The sequence below is a fragment of the Streptomyces halobius genome (assembly GCF_023277745.1).
Classification (GTDB): domain Bacteria; phylum Actinomycetota; class Actinomycetes; order Streptomycetales; family Streptomycetaceae; genus Streptomyces; species Streptomyces halobius.
In genome coordinates this window covers 4,553,832-4,571,935 of record NZ_CP086322.1, presented here as the reverse complement: position 1 = coordinate 4,571,935, position 18,104 = coordinate 4,553,832, and the positions used below count along the sequence as shown (strand labels likewise).

Here is an 18,104-nt window from a genome sequence, read left to right as displayed (position 1 = left end):
TACCGACCGCCCGCACCAGCCACCCGTATCCCGTATCCCGTATCCCGTAGGGGGAGCCTCCATGAACACGCCGTCCCGCGCGGACCGGATCACCGCACTGCCCGAGCATCTGCGGCAGGCGCTCGCCAGGCGTCTGGCCGGTCAGGCCGCCGTCACGCCCTCGATCCCGTCCGTGCCGCGGGATGGCGCGCTGCCGATGTCCTTCGGCCAGCAGCGGCTGTGGTTCCTGGAGGACTTCGAGCCGGAGAGCGCCGACTACCACTCGGCGCTCCCGCTGCGGCTCACCGGCGAGCTGGACACCGAGGCGCTGCACGGCGCCCTGCGGGACCTGGTTTCCCGGCACGAGGCGCTGCGCACCACCTTCGACGCGGTGGACGGCAAGGGCGTCCAGGTTGTCCACCCCGAGCTGCACCCCGAGTGGCGGCAGGCCGACGTGTCCGCCGCGCCGGCGGGCGAGCGCGAGCAGTGGGCCCGGGAGCTGGTACGCGAGGAGATGGCGCGCCCCTATGACCTGAAGGGCGGGCCGCTGGTGCGCGTCCTGCTCGTCAAGGTCGCGGACGGCGAGCACCTCTTCGTCCTGGGGATGCACCACATCGTCACCGACGGCTGGTCGATGGGCATCGTCGCCCGCGAGCTGGGCGCGCTGTACACGGCCAGGACCGAGGGCCTGGACGCCGCGCTGCCCCACGTCACCGTGCAGTACCCGGACTTCGCGGCCTGGCAGCGCGACCGGCTGGAGAACGGCGGACTGCTGGACAGGCAGCTCGACTGGTGGCGCGAGCACCTCGCCGGCCTCGCCCCGCTCGACCTGCCCACCGACCGGCCGCGCCCCGCCGTGCGCTCCAGCGCCGGTGCCACGTACGCCTTCCAGGTCCCGGCCGCCACCGTCGCGGCCGTCAAGGACCTGGCCCGCCGCCAGGGCGCCACCCTCTTCATGGCGCTGACCGCCGCCGCCAAGACGGTCCTGGCCCGCTACTCCGGCCAGGAGGACATCGCCGTCGGCACCTCCGCCTCCGGCCGCGGCGGCCACAACGACCTGGAACAGCTCGTCGGCTTCCTCGTCAACACCGTCGTGCTGCGCTCGCACATCGACCCCACGGCGTCCTTCCTGGAGCTGCTGGGCCAGGTCAAGGAGACCGTCCTCGACGCCTTCGCACACGAGGACGTGCCCTTCGACAAGCTGGTGGAGGCGCTCTCTCCGGAGCGCGACACCAGCCGCCCCCCGCTGCTGCAGGCCATGGTCGTCCTGCACAACACCCAGGCCGGGCCCGCCAAGTTCCCCGGCCTGGAGAGCGAGACGTACGAACTGGAGCGGGACGCCGCCCTCTTCGACCTCACCCTCGAATTCGAGGAGCGCGACGGCGCGCTGCTGGGCCTGGCCGAGTACAGCACAGAGCTGTTCGACGAGGCGACCATCGCGCGCCTGACCGGCCACCTCAACGTCCTGCTGACCGCCGCCGCGCAGGCCCCCGAGACCCCGGTCGGCACGCTGCCGATGCTCACCGACGGCGAGACGGAGCAGCTCGTCCACGGCTTCAACGCCACCGGCACGGCCGGCGCCGGGACCGGACTGATCCACGAGCGGCTGGCCGAGCAGGCCGCCCGCACCCCCGACGCGGTCGCCGTGGTCGCCGAGGACACCACCCTCACCTACCGCGAGCTCGACGAGCGCGCCAACCAGCTCGCCCACCACCTGCGCGAACTGGGCGCCGGAGCCGACACGTTGATCGGCCTGAGTGTCGAGCGCGGTGCCGACATGGTCGTCGGCCTGCTCGGCATCATCAAGGCCGGCGCCGCCTACGTCCCGCTGGATCCGGCCTTCCCCGCCGACCGCCTGGCGTACATGCTCCAGGACTCCGGAGCCCGCCTGCTCGTCACCCAGAGCCGGGTCCGTGACCGCCTGCCGCAGACCGGCGCCACCGTCGTGGACCTGGACGCCGACCAGGCGGCCCTCGCCGCCCGCCCGGTCACCGCCCCCGACGCCGGCATCGCCCCCGGGCACCTGGCGTACGTCATCTACACCTCCGGCTCGACCGGCAACCCCAAGGGCGTCGCCATCGAGCACCGCAACCTGCGGCATATCTGCGCCGCTTGGGACGAGCGCTACGGCCTGGCCGGGCTGAAGCTGCGCTTCTTGTCCGTCTCCAGCCTCTCGGTGGACCTGTTCTTCGCGGACCTCATCCGCTCCCTGCCCTTCGGCGGCGCCCTGATCGTCGCCTCCAAGGACGTCACCACCGACCCGGCCGCCCTGCTCGACCTGATCGAGGAGACCGGCGCCACCGGCATCGAGATCGTGCCGTCCCTCATGAACGCCGTGCTCCAGGAGGTCGAGCGGCGCGGCCGGGGATTCCCGCCGCTCAAGCTGATCTCCGTCGGCTCCGAGGGCTGGCGCGTCGAGGACTGCCGCGCCCTGCTGCGCCAGGTGCGGGACGACACGGTCGTCGTCAACGCCTACGGCGGCACCGAGGCCACCGTCGACTCCACCGTCTTCGTCCCCACCGAAACCGCCCTGGACGGCAGCGTCTACGTGCCCATCGGCAGCCCGCTGCCCGGCACCCGGGTCCATGTGCTCGACGCCGAGATGCAGGTCGTGCCGCTGGGCGTGCCCGGCGAGATCTACCTCGGCGGCGACGGAATCGGTCGCGGCTACCACGGCCGCGACGACCTGACCGCCGAGCGCTTCCTCACCAGCCCCTTCGACCCCGCGGACCGCCTGTATCGCACCGGCGACCGGGCCCGCCGGCTGCCCGGCGGCGACCTGGAGTTCCTGGGCCGCGCCGACGACCAGGTCAAGATCCGCGGCTTCCGGATCGAGCTGGGCGAGGTGGAGAGCGCGGTCCTGACGCACCCGGACGTCGAGAACGCCGCGGTCATCGCCCATCAGGGCGATGACGGGCGCCACCGCCTGGTCGCCTACCTCGTCGCCGCCCGCGAACTGTCCACCGGCGAACTGCGCGGCCATCTGTCCGGGCTGCTCCCGGACTACATGGTCCCGGCGGTCTTCGTCCCCGTCGACAAGCTGCCCCTGACCCCCAGCGGCAAGGTGGACCGCCGCAACCTCCCCGAGCCCGAGATCCAGGCCGACCAGCTGGGCACCGAGTACGAGGCCCCGCGCACCGCCACCGAGGAGGCCCTGGCCACCGTCTGGGCGGACGTCCTGGGCGTACCGCGGGTGGGTGTCTACGACAACTTCTTCGACCTGGGCGGCGACTCGATCCTGTCCATCCAGGTCGTCTCCCGGGCCCGCCAGGCCGGGCTGCGGCTCACCTCGAAGCTGCTGTTCACTCACCAGACCATCGCGAGCCTCGCGGGCGCGGTCGGGGAGATCTCCGCCGCGGCCGCCGCAGTGCCGCAGACCGTCTCGGGCGAGGTCGAACTCACCCCGATCCAGGCGTGGTTCCTCGCCGAGCACACCGTCAACCCGCACCACTACGCGATGTCCGTGCAGGTCGAGCTGGCACCGGGCACCGACGCCGAGCTGCTGGGCCGCGCCCTGTCCGCGGTGGTCGCGCACCACGACGCGCTGCGCATGCGCTACCGCCGCGCGGGCGAGGAGTGGATCCAGGAGTACGGCGACCAGACCGCCGGCCTGCTCTCCGTACGGGAGCCGGGCGAGGCCGAGGAGGCCGCGCTCGCCGCGCAGCGCGGCCTGAACCTCACCTCGGGCGAACTGGTCAAGGGCGTCTTCCTGCGCCCGGAGCGCGAGGACGGCGCACCGCGCCTGTTCCTGGCCGTGCACCACATCGTCATGGACGGGGTCTCCTGGCGCGTGGTCCTCGAAGACCTGGAGACCGCCTACGGGCAGCTCGCCGAGGGCCGCCCGGCCGACCTGGGCGCCAAGACCTCCAGCTACCAGCTGTGGGCGGGACGCCTGGCCGAGCACGTCCGCTCCGGCGGACTGGACGGCGAGATCGCGCACTGGAAGGCCGTCGACCCCGGCCACGCCCCCCAGCTCCCCACCGACAAGGACGGGGCGAACATCACTGCGCACGAGCGCACCGTCACCGTACGGCTGGGCCGCGCGGAGACCGAGGCGCTGCTGCAGAAGGTCCCGGCCGTCTACCGCACCCAGGTCAACGACGTGCTGCTGAGCGCCCTGGGCCGCACCCTGTCCCAGTGGGCCGGCCAGGACCGTATCGTGCTGGGGCTCGAGGGCCACGGCCGCGAGGAGCTGTTCGAGGACGTCGACCTGTCCCGTACGGTCGGCTGGTTCACCACCCACTTCCCGATCGCGCTCGACGTGCCCCGGGGCGACTGGGGCGGCGTGCTGAAGTCCGTCAAGGAGCAGCTGCGGGCGATCCCCGGCCGGGGCCTGGGCTATGACGCGCTGCGCTTCCTGTCTCGGCCCGGCACCCCGGGGCATGAGCTGCGCGCCGACCGGCTGCCGCAGATCAGCTTCAACTACCTGGGCCAGTGGGACAACACCACCAGCCAGGACGGCCTGATCCGCGACCGGCTCCCGGCGCTCGGCCTGGATCACGCGGTGGACGAGCCGCGCCCCTACCTCCTCGATGTCGTCGGCATGGTCGAGGGCGGCGCCCTGGGCTTCACCTGGATCTACTCCGGCGAGGTGTTCGACGACGCGACCGTCGAGCGCCTGGCGGCCCAACTCCTGGACGCGCTGAGGGAGATCGTGGCGCACTGCCTTTCCGGGGACGGCGGCGGTGCGACGCCGTCGGACTTCCCGCTGGCGGGTCTGGACCAGGCCGGGGTGGACCGGATCGTGGGTGACGGCCGGGGCGTGGCGGACGTGTACCCACTGACGCCGATGCAGTCCGGCATGCTCTTCCACTCCCTCGCCGAGCCCGACTCGCCCGCCTACTTCGAGCAGATGACCTTCCTCGTGGACGGCGTCGGCGACCCCGAGCTGCTGGCCCGGGCCTGGCAGCGCGTCGTGGACCACCTCGACATCCTGCGCGGCTCGGTCGTATGGGAGGGCGTGGACCGCCCGCTGCTGGTGGTCCACCGGAACGTCGAGGTGCCGGTGACGCATCTGGACTGGCGGGCCATGCCGGCCGACGAGCAGCAGGCGGCGCTGCGGGACTTCCTCGCCGGGGACCGGGCACTGGGCCTGGACCTGTCGACCGCGCCCCTGATGCGCCTCGCCCTCATCCGGGTCGCCGACAGCACGGTGCGGGTCGTACGGACCTCGCACCATGTGCTGCTGGACGGCTGGAGCACCTCCCAGGTGCTCGACGAACTCACCACCGCATACGACGCGTTGGCAGCCGGGCGGGAACCCGTGCTCCCGATGCGGCGCCCGTTCGGTGCGTACGTGGAGTGGCTGGAGGGCCAGGACCTGGGCGCGGCGGAGGCGTACTGGCGGGAACTGCTGGCGGGCTTCGACACCCCCAACTCCCTGCCGTACTACCACCGTCCGGCCGCCAGTCACAAGGCCCAGTCGACCGAGCGGCTGATCTCGTACCTGCCCGCCGAGCTGTCGGAGCGGATCTACGCCTTCGCCCGGCAGCACCGGCTGACCGTGAACGCCGTGATGCAGGGCGTCTGGTCGCTGCTGCTGGCGCGGTACTCGGGCCAGTCGGACGTGGTCTTCGGTGCGACGGTGTCCGGCCGTCCGGCCGATCTGCCGGGTGTGGACTCGATGGTCGGCATGCTCATCAACACCCTGCCGGTGCGCGTCCGGGTAGCCCCTGAGGCCCCGGTGGCCGAGTGGCTGGGACAGGTGCAGGCGGCCCAGGTCGAGGCGCGCCAGTACGAGTACGTACCGTTGTCGCAGATCCAGACCTGGAGCCAGATCGAGCGCGGTACGAACCTCTTCGACAGCCTGGTCGTCTTCGAGAACTTCCCGATGGACGAGCAGGTGCCGGAAGGCGGCGAGGGTGGCGCCCGGCTGCACGGTCTGGAAGGTGCCGATGTCACCAACTACCCGCTGAACTTCATCGCGTACGCGGGCGAGGAGCTGGCCTATGCCCTCTCCTACGACGCCGAGCTGTTCGACGCGGCCACCGTCGCGCGCATGGCGGGCCACGTCCGGGTCGCTCTGGAGAGCATGCTCGCCTGCCCGGAGGCCCCGCTGACCGAGCTGCCGATGCTGACCGACGCGGAGACGGAGCAGGTTGTCCATGAGTTCAATGCAACGGGTGGTGTGGCGCCTGAGGCGGGCTGCATCCACGAGCGGATTGCTGAACGGGCGGCACTAACCCCCGAGGAGATCGCCGTGACGTACGGCGAAGAGTCCTTGACCTACCGGGAGCTGGACGAGCGCGCCAACCAGCTCGCCCACCACCTGGTCGCCCAGGGAGCCGGCCCGGACGACCTGATCGGCCTGTCCGTCCAGCGCAGCACCGAAATGGTCGTCGGGCTGCTCGGCATCATGAAGGCCGGCGCCGCCTACGTACCGCTGGACCCGGCCTACCCGGCCGACCGCCTCGCGTACATGCTCCAGGACTCCGGCGCCAAGCTTCTGGTCACCCACCGCGGCCTCCAGGACACCCTCCCCGCCGACGGCATCACCCTGGTCGACCTCGACCGGGACCGCCAGGCGATCAGCCAGCTGCCCGTCAGCTGCCCCGGCACCCCCGCCACTGGCGACAACCTCGCCTACGTCATCTACACCTCCGGCTCCACCGGCCGCCCCAAGGGCGTCGCCGTCGAGCACCACACCGTCCTCAACCTCCTCGCCAACTGCCGGCCCGCCTACGGCTTCGGACCCGACGACGTCTGGACGGTGTTCCACTCCTACGCCTTCGACTTCTCCGTCTGGGAGATGTGGGGCGGTCTGACCTCGGGCGGCCGGATCGTCGTCGTACCCCACGACGTGGCCCGCAACCCCGAAGCGATGTGGGAACTGCTGCGCACCGAGCAGGTCACCGTGCTCAACCAGACGCCGTCGATGTTCCGCGAGCTGGTCGAGCAGGCGGCGGCCTCGGGCGCGCTGGTGCTGCCCGAACTGCGCTGGGTGATCTTCGGCGGTGAGGCACTGGAGCCTAAGCACCTGCGTACCTGGTACCACCAGTACGACGCCGGTGACACCCGCCTGATCAACATGTACGGCATCACCGAGACCACGGTGCATGTCACCTTCCAGGAGGTCACCGCCGAGTATGTGGCCTCGGGCCGGGTGCCGGCGGGCCGCCCGCTGCCCAGCTACCGCGTCTATCTGCTGGACGAGCGCGGCAAGCCGGTACCGGTCGGCGTCCCCGGGGAGATGTATGTCGCGGGTGGTGGTCTGGCGCGCGGGTATCTGCACCGTCCGGAGCTGACCGAGGAGCGTTTCCCGGCGAACCCGTTCGGTGCGCCCGGCGAGCGGATGTACCGCTCGGGCGATGTGGCGCGTTGGCGGGCGGATGGCACGCTGGAGTACCTGGGGCGCGCCGACGATCAGGTCAAGATTCGTGGTTTCCGGATCGAGCTGGGTGAGATCGAGACGGCGCTGACCGCTCATGAGCAGGTCGCCGAGGCGGTCGTGGTGGCCCACCAGGGCGCCGACGGGCACCGCCGTCTGGTCGCCTACCTGGTGTCCACCCAGGACCTCGCGACCACCGAGCTGCGTTCCTGCCTCGGCGAGACGCTGCCGGACTACATGATCCCGGCGGTCTTCGTCCCCCTCGACGAGCTGCCGCTGACCCCCAGCGGCAAGGTGGACCGCCGCTCACTGCCCCAGCCCGAGGTCCAGGCCGAGTTGCTGGGCAACGAGTACGTGGCCCCGCGCACCGCGACCGAGCAGGCGCTCGCGGAGGTCTGGTCGCAGGAACTGGGCGTGGAGCGGGTCGGCGTGCACGACAACTTCTTCGAGCTGGGCGGCGATTCGATCATCTCCATCCGGATGGCGTCCCGTATGGGCAAGGCGCTGGGCGTCCAGGTCTCGCCGCGAGCGCTCTTCGAGGCGTCCACGGTCGCCGAACTGGCCGCGCTCCTCGCTCCGGAGCACGAGCAGTTGCCGTCGCAGTCGCGGCAGAACGCGCTCGCGATCCCGGCCGTGCCGCGCGACGGCGCGCTGCCGATGTCCTTCGGTCAGCAGCGGCTGTGGTTCCTGGAGGACTTCAACCCGGGCGGCACGGACTACCACTCCGCCGCTGGACTGCGGCTGACCGGCGCGCTGGACGCCGCCGCGCTGCGGGCCGCGGTCACCGACCTCATGGACCGCCACGAGGCGCTGCGCACCACCTTCGACATGGTCGACGGCCGGGGCGTACAGGTGGTGCACGACGCCATGGAGCCCGAGTGGACGGCCGCCGATCTCACCGACCTCGGCGACGCCGACGCGCGTGAGCAGCGGCTGCGCGAGCTGGTCCGCGCGGACATGGCGCGCCCATACGGCCTGAAGACCGGCCCGCTGGTGCGGGTACTGCTGGTCAGGCTGGCCGCCGACGACCATGTGTGCGTCCTGGGGATGCACCACATCGTCACCGACGGCTGGTCGATGGGCGTGGTCTCCCACGAGCTGGGCGAGCTGTATGCGGCCCACGTCCAGGGCCGTACCGCGCGGCTGCCCGAAGTCGCCGTCCAGTACCCGGACTTCGCGGCCTGGCAGCGGGCCCGCCTGGAGGACGGCGTCCTGCTGGAGCAGCAGCTCGAATGGTGGCGGGAGCACCTGGCGGGCGTGGCGCCGCTGGAGCTGCCCATCGACCGGTCCCGCCCGACGATGCGCTCCAGCGTAGGCGCGGTGTACGGCTTCGAGGTCCCCGAGGCGACCGTCACCGGCCTCAAGGGCCTTGCCCGCGGACAGGGCGCCACGCTCTTCATGGCGCTGACGGCGGCCGTCAAGGCGGTCTTCGCCCGCTACACGGGCCAGGAGGACATCGCCGTCGGCACGGCCTCCTCGGGGCGTGGCCAGGGCGACCTGGAAGGGCTGGTCGGCTTCCTGGTCAATACGGTCGTACTGCGCTCGCAGGTCGATCCGCAGGCGTCCTTCCGTACGCTGCTGGGCCAGGTCAGGCAGACCGTCCTGGAGGCCTTCGGCCACGAGGACATGCCGTTCGAGCGCCTCGTCGAGGCCATGGACCTGGAGCGCGACACCAGCCGTACGCCGCTGATCCAGGCGATGGTCGTGCTGCAGAACGCCCCCGCGATCGACCTGTCGCTCGGTGACGTGACGGCCAGTGACTACCAACTGGAGCGTGAGAACGCGCTGTTCGACCTCACCATCGAGTTCGAGGAGCGGGACGGCGGGCTGCGCGCCCTGATCGAGTACAGCGCCGAGCTGTTCGACGAGGGCACCATCGCCCGCCTGGGCGACCACCTGAACGAGTTGCTGGCCGCCTCCGTGGCGGACGCGGACCGCGCGCTGGCCGAGCTGCCGATGCTGAGCGGTGCGGAGGTGGAGCGGGTTGTTCGTGAGTTCAATGCGTCGGGTGGTGTGGCGCCTGAGGCGGGCTGTGTCCATGAGCGGGTTGCTGAGCGGGCGGCGGTGACGCCGGACGCGATCGCTGTCACGTACGGCGAGGAGTCCCTGACCTACCGGGAGCTGGATGAGCGGGCCAACCAACTCGCCAACCATCTGCGGGTGTGGGGTGCCGCTCCGGATGCGCTGGTCGGTCTGTCGGTGGAGCGGAGCACCGAGATGGTGGTCGGGCTGCTGGGGATCATGAAGGCGGGGGCGGCGTATGTGCCGCTGGACCCGGCGTATCCGGCGGACCGGCTGGCGTACATGCTTCAGGACTCCGGGGCTCGAATGCTGGTTACGCACCGGGGCCTGCAGGATGGGCTGCCGGCGGAGGGTGTGACCGTCATTGACCTGGACCGGGAGCGGGAGCGCATCGCGCAGCTGCCGGATACCGCGCCCGAGGTGGCCGTCACCGGGGACAACCTGGCGTATGTCATCTACACGTCCGGTTCGACCGGCTCCCCCAAGGGCGTCGCCGTCGAGCACCACACCGTGCTCAACCTGCTTGCCAACTGTCAGCCTGCGTATGGCTTCGGCCCGCAGGATGTGTGGACGGTCTTCCACTCCTACGCCTTCGACTTCTCCGTCTGGGAGATGTGGGGTGGTCTGACCACCGGGGGCCGGGTCGTGGTCGTCCCGCACGATGTGGCCCGTAACCCCGAGGCGATGTGGGAGCTGCTGCGCGCCGAGCGGGTCACGGTGCTCAACCAGACGCCCTCGATGTTCCGCGAGCTGGTGGAGACCGCCGCGGGTGGCGAGGTCCCGGCGCTGCCGGACATGCGGTGGGTGATCTTCGGTGGCGAGGCGTTGGAACCCAAGCACCTGCGGACCTGGTACGACCGGTTCGGCTCGGGGGACACCCGTCTGATCAATATGTACGGGATCACCGAGACCACGGTGCATGTGACGTTCCAGGAGGTTACGGCTGGGCATGTGGCCTCGGGCCGGGTGCCGGCGGGCCGCCCGCTGCCCAGCTACCGCGTCTATCTGCTGGACGAGCGCGGCAAGCCGGTACCGGTCGGCGTCCCCGGGGAGATGTATGTCGCGGGTGGTGGTCTGGCGCGCGGGTATCTGCACCGTCCGGAGCTGACCGAGGAGCGTTTCCCGGCGAACCCGTTCGGTGCGCCCGGCGAGCGGATGTACCGCTCGGGCGATGTGGCGCGTTGGCGGGCGGATGGCACGCTGGAGTACCTGGGGCGCGCCGACGATCAGGTCAAGATTCGTGGTTTCCGGATCGAGCTGGGTGAGATCGAGACGGCGCTGACCGCTCATGAGCAGGTCGCCGAGGCGGTTGTGGTGGCTCATCAGGGCGCCGACGGGCACCGCCGTCTGGTCGCCTACCTGGTGTCCACCCAGGACCTCGCGACCACCGAGCTGCGTTCCTGCCTCGGCGAGACGCTGCCGGACTACATGATCCCGGCGGTCTTCGTCCCGCTCGAGAAGCTGCCGCTGACCCCCAGCGGCAAGGTGGACCGCCGCTCACTGCCCGAGCCCGAGGTGCAGACGGACCAGCTCGACGGTGCGTACGTCGCGCCGGGCAGCCCGGCCGAGGAAGCCCTTGCGGCGGTGTGGGCCGAGGTGCTCGGTGTGGAGCGGGTCGGCGTGCACGACAACTTCTTCGAGCTGGGCGGCGACTCGATCCTGTCCATCCAGGCCGTCTCCCGGGCCCGTCAGGCCGGGCTCCGGCTCACCTCCAAGCTGATGTTCACCCATCAGACGGTGGCGGCCCTGGCCGGTGCGGTGGAGTGGGACGCGGAGCGCGGTGCCGGGGACGGCGGCGGTGCGGTGACCGGTGAGGTGGAACTCACCCCGATCCAGCGTTGGTTCTTCGACGGGCACGCCGACAACCCGGACCACTACGCGATGTCGGTCCACGTCGAGCTGGCGCCGGGCACCGACGCCGAACTGCTCGGCCGCGCCCTGTCCGCGGTGGTCGCGCACCACGACGCGCTGCGGATGCGCTACCGCCGCGAGGGCGAGCAGTGGGTGCAGGAGTACGGCGAGGGCCCGGCGAGCGCCGATGCCCTGCTGGCCGTGCGGGAGTCGGTCGAGGCCGAGGAGGCCGCGGCCGCCGCCCAGAACGCGCTGGACCTGACCTCCGGCGCACTGGTCAAGGGCGTCTACCTGCGCCCGGAGAGCGACGGCGGCACGCCCCGGCTCTTCCTGGCCGTGCACCACATCGTCATGGACGGTGTCTCCTGGCGCGTGGTGCTGGAGGACCTGGCCACGGCGTACGGGCAGCTGGCCGAGGGCCGTACGGTGGATCTGGGCGCCAAGACCTCCAGCTACCAGCTGTGGGCGAAGCGCCTGGCCGACCACGTCCGCTCGGGTGCCCTGGAGGGTGAACTCGCTTACTGGCAGGGCGTGGACGGGTCCCGGGAGATCCCGCTCGACGGGGCGGAGCCCAATACGTACGGCGCCACCGAGATCGTCTCCGTGCAACTGGGCCGGGAGGAGACCGAGGCGCTGCTGCACCAGGTGCCGGCCGTCTTCCGCACCCAGATCAACGACGTGCTGCTGGCGGCGCTGGGCCGGGTGCTGGGTGACTGGGCGGGCGGTCCGGTGACCATCGCGCTGGAGGGCCACGGCCGCGAGGAGCTGTTCGACGATGTCGATCTGTCCCGTACCGTGGGTTGGTTCACCACCATCTACCCCGTGACCCTGGACGTTCCCGAGGGCGACTGGGCTCGTGCGCTGAAATCCGTCAAGGGCAAGCTGCGCAAGCTGCCGGGCCGCGGTCTGGGCTACGGCGCGCTGCGCCATCTGTCCGGGCCTGACGGTACCGGCCGGGCGCTGGCCGTCCAGGATCAGCCGCGGGTGAGCTTCAACTACCTGGGGCAGTGGGACGGCACCACCAGCGAGGACGGGCTCATCCGGGGCCGGCTGGAGGGTCTGGGCCGGGGCCAGGCGCCGGAGCAGGCCCGGCCGCATCTGATCGATGTGGTGGCGGCAGTGAGCGAGGGCGAGTTGCGGATCGACTGGATCCACTCGCCCGGCAGCCACCGCACGGCCACCGTCGCGCACCTTGCGGAGGGACTCCTCGACGCCCTGCGGCAGATCGTCGACCGCACGCGGCGCGGACGCTGACCGTATGCCGGGCCCCGCGGCCACCGCGGGCGCGGGGCCCGGCGCCCCTCGCTCACCTCACTTCTCCCCGTTTCTTCCCGGATCTTCCCGCTTCTCCCCACGCCTTCTTCTGCTGTCGCACGTCTTCGAAAGGTTCCTGACATGGCTCGCTACGTCCTGAGCGACGAGGAAAAGTCCCAGATAGAGAGGATCGCCGATGACTTCATCGCCGGCCATCCCGTCTGGGATCTGCACGCCTACGCGGACGAGGTACGCATCGAGGCCGAGAATCTCCCCGTCGGGCTGCGGAGGTTCCTGGTCGGTGCGCGTGCCGAGGAGGATGCCGTCATCCGGGTGGCCAACCTCCCAGTCAGCGAGGACCTCGTGGCGACCCCACCGAGCTGGCAGATAGCCGAGAAGGAGGGCGCGGCGCTGCGCGAGGAGCTGGTGCTGCTGCTGGTCTCCTCCGTGCTCGGCGACCCGTTCGCCTGGGCCAACCAGCAGAACGGTCGCCTGGTCCACGACGTATGCCCCTCCAAGGGGCAGGAGGCGTCGCTGACCAGTGCCAGCAGCGAGATGCAGCTCACCCTGCACACCGAGGACGTCTTCCACACCTGCCGCGGCGACTACGTCGTGCTGATGTGCCTGCGCAACCTCGACCGGGTGGGCACCACCATGGCGCGGGTGGACGCGGTGGAGTTCCCCGAGGACGTCCGGCAGGTACTCCACCAGAACCGCTTCCGCTTCTACCCGGACGACTCGCACGTCGAAAAGGCCAGGCAGGACGGTGACGGCCCGGTGGCGCTGGACGAGCGCGTGCACGAGGTGGCCTCGGTGCTCTTCGGCCCCGAGGACGATCCGTACCTGCGCATCGACGCGGACTTCACCAGCCCCCTGCCCGGTGACGCGGAGGCCGAGCGGGCCATGAACTTCGCGGCGGAGCGGCTGGCCGGCGCCACCGAGCGGGTCGTCCTGAACCCGGGCGAGGTGGCGTTTATCGACAACTACCGCGTCATCCACGGCCGGGACACCTTCACCCCGCGCTACGACGGCACCGACCGCTGGCTCAAGCGCACCAGCCTGATCCGTGACCTGCGCCGCACGTACGTGCACACCCGCCGGCGCTCCCGCGCCGTGGGCTGACACGCTGCCCGGCCGGCCGACGCCGGAGCACGCCGCCCGACGCCAGCACAGGCCGCCCCACGTCAGCACCTGCCCCCGACGCCGGCGAACGCGTCACCGTACGAACGAAGGAGAAGCCGTGGCTCGTCCACAATCGGGTAAAGCCAGTTTCACCTTGCTGTGGACGAGCCAGACCTTCAGCGAGTTCGCCTACAGCACCTCGGTGATCGTGCTGCCGCTGCTCGCGCTGACGATCACCAACTCGCCCTCGCAGGCGGGCATCATCGGCTTCGTCGACGCGGTGGCGATGTTCCTGGCCGGGCTGCCGGCCGGGGCGGTCGCCGATCGCTACGACCGCCGCGCGATCATGCTCGGCTGCGAGGCCGCCCAGATCCTGGTCTTCGGATATCTGGCGCTGTCGTTGTGGACGGGCGCCCCGTCCCTGACCGCTCTGGTACTGCTGGCGCTGGTCAACGGCGCGGCCACGGCCATGATGCTGGCGTCCGGCGAGGCGCTGCTGCCGACGGTGGTCGGCGAGGAGAAGCTCTCCGGCGCGGTGGCACTCAACTCGGCGCGTACGTACGCCGGTCAGCTCGCCGGAACCTCGGCGGGCGGCTTCCTGCTCGCGCTGAAGAACGCCTTCCCGTTCGCGGCCGGCGCGCTGGCCCATCTGCTCAGCTTCGGCCTGCTGCTGTTCCTGCGTCCGCCCGCCACACCGCCACGGAAACCTTACAAGGGCAACAGAGTACGGGAGTTGAGTCAGGGAATCCGCTGGATCGCCCGACACCCCTTCCTGCGGCTCACCCTGCTGTACGCGGTGGCGACCAACCTGTTCTTCGGCGTCATCTACTTCATCGTCATCGCCTCGGCGAAGACCAGCGGGATGAACTCCGGGTTGATCGGGGTGATGGCGGCTCTGCTCGGCGTGGGCGGGCTGCTGGGCGCGCTGGCGGCGCCCGCGCTGCAGCGCGTCCTGACCGGATCGCGAGCGGTCTTCGCCGTGCTGTGCGTGTTCGCGGTGCTCACCGTGGGCATCGCGCTGCTGCCCGGCGGCTACCTGATCGGCATCCTGCTCGGTGCCATCGCCTTTGCCGCGCCGACCGCCAACGCGGCCATCACCACGTACCAGTTGCTGCTGACCCCGGACGCGCAGCGCGGGCGGGTGATGAGCGTGGCCAATGTCGTCAGCGGTGTGGGTGGGGCGATCGCGCCGCTGGTCGGCGGAGTGCTCTTCGACCTCACCAGTCGCCTGGTTGGGCTGCTCTCGTGCGCGGGCGTGGTCTCCCTCCTCGCCCTCTCGGCGGTGCTCAGCCCCACCATGCGCGGCTTCACCCCGCCCGCGCCGGAGGACGACGCGGCTGAGGATGTGCCCGATGAATCGCCCTCTGCTCCCCCTGCCCGCCAACGGACCTGAAAAGAAATTGGTGTTCACCATGGACCTCGGAAACCCTGATCTCTACACCACCGAAGACCGCTTCACCATGTGGCAGGAGTACGTCGCGAACGACGCCAAGATCTGGAGCGAGCCGGGCAGCTCACCCAATGGATTCTGGTCGCTCTTCTCGCACCAGGACGTCAGCGCGATGCTCTCTCCCAAGGCGCCCTTCACTTCCGAACACGGCATGATGATTGGCTTCGACGCACAGAATCCGGACAATGCCGGTGGCCGTATGCTCGTGGTATCCGAAGGGAAATGGCACTCCGCCCTCAAGCGGCTCATCGGTCCGTTCCTCTCCCGGCTGCGCGCCCCGGAACTGGAATCCGTGCTGCAGCGCGAGATCAAGGAGATTGTCGAGCGGATGAAGGCCGAGGACGCCACCGACGTCGCACTCGAAGTGGGGCCTCGGCTCCCGGCCGCGATTGTCTGCGAGGTCATCGGCGTTCCGCTCAGCGACCGGCCGAGGCTGATCGAACTGACCAACCACGCCTTCGGCGGTGAGGACAGTTCCTTCAACAAGATGACGTCCGGCGTGGCCCACTCGGAAATTCTCTTCTATTTCTATGAATTGATCGAGGAGCGCACGAAGAATCCGGGTGACGACCTCGTCAGCACCCTGCTCACGGACGGCCGACTGTCCGCTGACGACGTCCTCATCAACTGCAACAACGTACTGATCGGAGGAAACGAGACCACCCGGCATTCCATTACCGGCGCCTTCCACATCTTCCAGGCGTTCCCCGAGGTCCTCCATGCGCTCCAGGACGACCCCGAGCTGCTGGACACCGCCGTGGAGGAGGTCGTGCGCTGGACCTCACCGGCCATGCACGTGCTGCGGGTCGCCACCGAGGACGTCACCATCGGCGGGCAGGACATCCGCAAGGGCGAGCCGGTCGTGGGCTGGCTGTCGGCCGCGAACCGTGACGCACGGCTCTTCCCGGAACCGCATGCGTTTCGTGCGGACCGCAAGCCCAACCGCCACCTGGGATTCGGAAATGGCCCGCACCATTGCCTGGGCGCGGCGCTGGCCCGTATCGAGCTGCGCGAACTTCTGCGGGAGCTCTCCCAGGAGGCCGAAGCGGTCCAGCTGAATAGCGACCCGAGGTGGATGCGCTCCAACTTGGTCCAGGGCTACCAGAGCCTGCCGGTCACCATGGAATGGCGCTGAGCGCACGCCCGTTCAGGACTGAGTCCACCCTCACCCGCCACCGTGGAATCGCTCGGGTAAGATCATCGGCGATCGTACGGGGGGCAGGGGAATTGGGGGTGCGGAATTGGTAGCCCTGGGACTGGCCGTAGAGGAGCTGGCGCGCATCCGCGTCATGAGCACGCTCGGCCCGGCAGCTGAGACGTATTTCGCCTGGCAGCGTTACACCGAGCCGCAGCCCGATGGGTTCGTGGAGTGGCGTAAGAAAACCAGGATTCGACTACGCCGGCTGATGGCGGCGGGCACCGTGGTGAAAACCCCGCGACCGCTCATGGAGACCATGGCCCAAGATTTCCAGCCCGCCCGGGATTTCTCGCCACGCGAGAAAGGCGAAGTCAGCGACGGCAACGCTTTCCACGGCGCCGCGGTCCGTCCGTATTGGAAACGGATCGCCCTCAGCCTGGAAACGGAACGCACCGCGCGGGGGCGGGACGTCCTGGAGGACGGGATGGAGGGCGTGCTGAACGCTCTTCATCCCGCGATCAACTGGGAGGCGCCCGTGCTGCGTATCGCCGATGGCCACCCCGACCGCGAGGTCTCGCTGCGCGGCCGCCGGCTCACCCTCGTGCCCTCCCTCTTCGCCCAGCAACCGCTGTTCCTCGACTCCGCCCTGGGCTCCCAGGACTCCCTCCTGCTCGTCTACAACATCACCCCCCGACCCGGCCGGTGCCGCGGCCCTCTGGCAGGACGAGCCCACCGACTCGGCACTGCCCTCCCTGCTGGGGCGCACCCGCGCCGACGTCATGGAGTGCCTGCGGGAGACCGGCTCCACCGGGGAGATCGCCCGCCGGCTGAAGATCTCCAACCCCTCGGTGAGTCAGCACATCGGTGTACTGCGGCGCGCCGGACTCGTCGCCACCGAGCGACGCCACAACGCCTCCGTCCACACCCTGACCCCACTGGGCGAAGCGGTGCTCGGCTAGGGGCCTGGCCTGCGCCAGGCGTAGGCCAGGCCACGGCGGCCCACGGGGTCAGAAGCCGGACCAACCCCCATCAGAAAGGACCCGGATCCCGATGCCCTCCAAGTCCCGCTGGCTCGTCGTCCCCCGCCCCAACCCGTCCGCCGCCCGCCGTCTGGTCTGCTTCCCGCACGCCGGTGGCAGCGCGAGTTTCTTCCGCTCCTGGGCGCAGCACCTGGACCCCACGGTCGAACTGCAGGTGGTGCAGTACCCGGGCCGGGAGAGCCGGATAGCCGAGCCGTTGCTGGGCACCATGGCCGAGCTGGCCTCCGCCGCCGCCCGGGCACTGCGCGCCGACGGCCGGGAGACCATCCTCTTCGGCCACAGCATGGGTGCGGCGGTCGCGTACGAGGTCCTGCGCATCCTCGAGGCGGACCGGGCCTCGGCGGTGACCCGGTTGTGCGTCTCCGGCCGACGGCTCGCCGGGCCTCCCGAGGACGGCGTGATCCCCCCGCTCACCGACGACGAGCTGATCGACTCGATGGGCGCACTCGGCGGTACCCAGAGCGCCATCCTGGAGGACCCGGACATCCGCGCGATGGTTCTCCCGATCCTGCGCAACGACTACTTCCTCATCGACTCCTACCGGCCGGACCCCGCCGCCCCGGTCACCGCGGAGGTCATCGCCTTGACCGGCGATGCCGATCCCCGGGTGACGGAGGCACAGATGAAGGAGTGGGCCCGGATCACCACCGGCCCCTTCGCCTGCCACGCCTTCCCCGGTGGGCATTTCTACCTCGCGGAACACAGTGCGGCCCTGGCCCGGATCGCCACGGCCGACGGCTGAGTACGCGGCGGTGGGAAGCCGGGGCAGCACACGAACGCGTCGAAGACGAGCTGGATGCCTTCTCCCCCACCGATCGTGAACAGTTGCAGGGCCTGCCTGCTCAGCCACAACCGTCCACCCCCACAGGCGAGTTGGACTACCCGCGTCGATCACGCAGAACGGATAGGGCCGGGCAACAG

6 protein-coding genes are annotated in these 18,104 nt (G+C 70.4%); all 6 read left to right on the top strand.

Annotation, left to right across the window (positions count from 1 at the left end; genetic code table 11):
• Positions 1-61: 61 nt before the first annotated feature.
• The 6 genes from K9S39_RS20780 to K9S39_RS20755 all read left to right on the top strand — a co-directional run bounded on the left by K9S39_RS20780 (position 62) and on the right by K9S39_RS20755 (position 17,925).
• The gene (locus K9S39_RS20780) at positions 62-12,433 is read left to right on the top strand and encodes a non-ribosomal peptide synthetase (RefSeq protein ID WP_248864876.1); all 12,372 of its coding nucleotides are present in this window, start codon (positions 62-64) and stop codon (positions 12,431-12,433) included.
• A gap of 141 nt (positions 12,434-12,574) precedes the next feature.
• Positions 12,575-13,555 (top strand): TauD/TfdA family dioxygenase, encoded by a 981-nt coding sequence (locus K9S39_RS20775; RefSeq protein WP_248864875.1) that lies wholly within the window; start codon positions 12,575-12,577, stop codon positions 13,553-13,555.
• Between the two features lie 118 nt (positions 13,556-13,673).
• Positions 13,674-14,948 carry an MFS transporter gene (locus tag K9S39_RS20770; RefSeq protein ID WP_248864874.1) on the top strand — a complete coding sequence of 425 codons (1,275 nt, stop codon included), beginning with the start codon at positions 13,674-13,676 and terminating at the stop codon, positions 14,946-14,948.
• On the top strand, positions 14,908-16,140 hold the full coding sequence (locus K9S39_RS20765) for a cytochrome P450 (protein ID WP_248864873.1): 1,233 nt from the start codon (positions 14,908-14,910) through the stop codon (positions 16,138-16,140). The genes K9S39_RS20770 and K9S39_RS20765 overlap by 41 nt, the downstream gene beginning before the upstream one ends.
• A gap of 782 nt (positions 16,141-16,922) precedes the next feature.
• Positions 16,923-17,102, top strand: a complete 180-nt coding sequence (locus K9S39_RS20760) for a helix-turn-helix domain-containing protein (protein ID WP_248864872.1) — start codon at positions 16,923-16,925, stop codon at positions 17,100-17,102.
• Positions 17,103-17,193: 91 nt separating this feature from the next.
• Entirely contained in the window at positions 17,194-17,925 is a 732-nt protein-coding gene (locus K9S39_RS20755; protein ID WP_248864871.1) for a thioesterase II family protein, read from the top strand.
• Positions 17,926-18,104 lie beyond the last annotated feature (179 nt).

Bases quoted from the DNA above. Each gene is read 5' to 3' on its own strand.
- K9S39_RS20780 (WP_248864876.1), top strand. From the start codon at position 62: ATGAACACGCCGTCCCGCGCGGACCGGATCACCGCACTGCCCGAGCAT.
- K9S39_RS20775 (WP_248864875.1), top strand. From the start codon at position 12,575: ATGGCTCGCTACGTCCTGAGCGACGAGGAAAAGTCCCAGATAGAGAGG.
- K9S39_RS20765 (WP_248864873.1), top strand. From the start codon at position 14,908: ATGAATCGCCCTCTGCTCCCCCTGCCCGCCAACGGACCTGAAAAGAAA.
- K9S39_RS20760 (WP_248864872.1), top strand. From the start codon at position 16,923: ATGGAGTGCCTGCGGGAGACCGGCTCCACCGGGGAGATCGCCCGCCGG.
- K9S39_RS20755 (WP_248864871.1), top strand. From the start codon at position 17,194: ATGCCCTCCAAGTCCCGCTGGCTCGTCGTCCCCCGCCCCAACCCGTCC.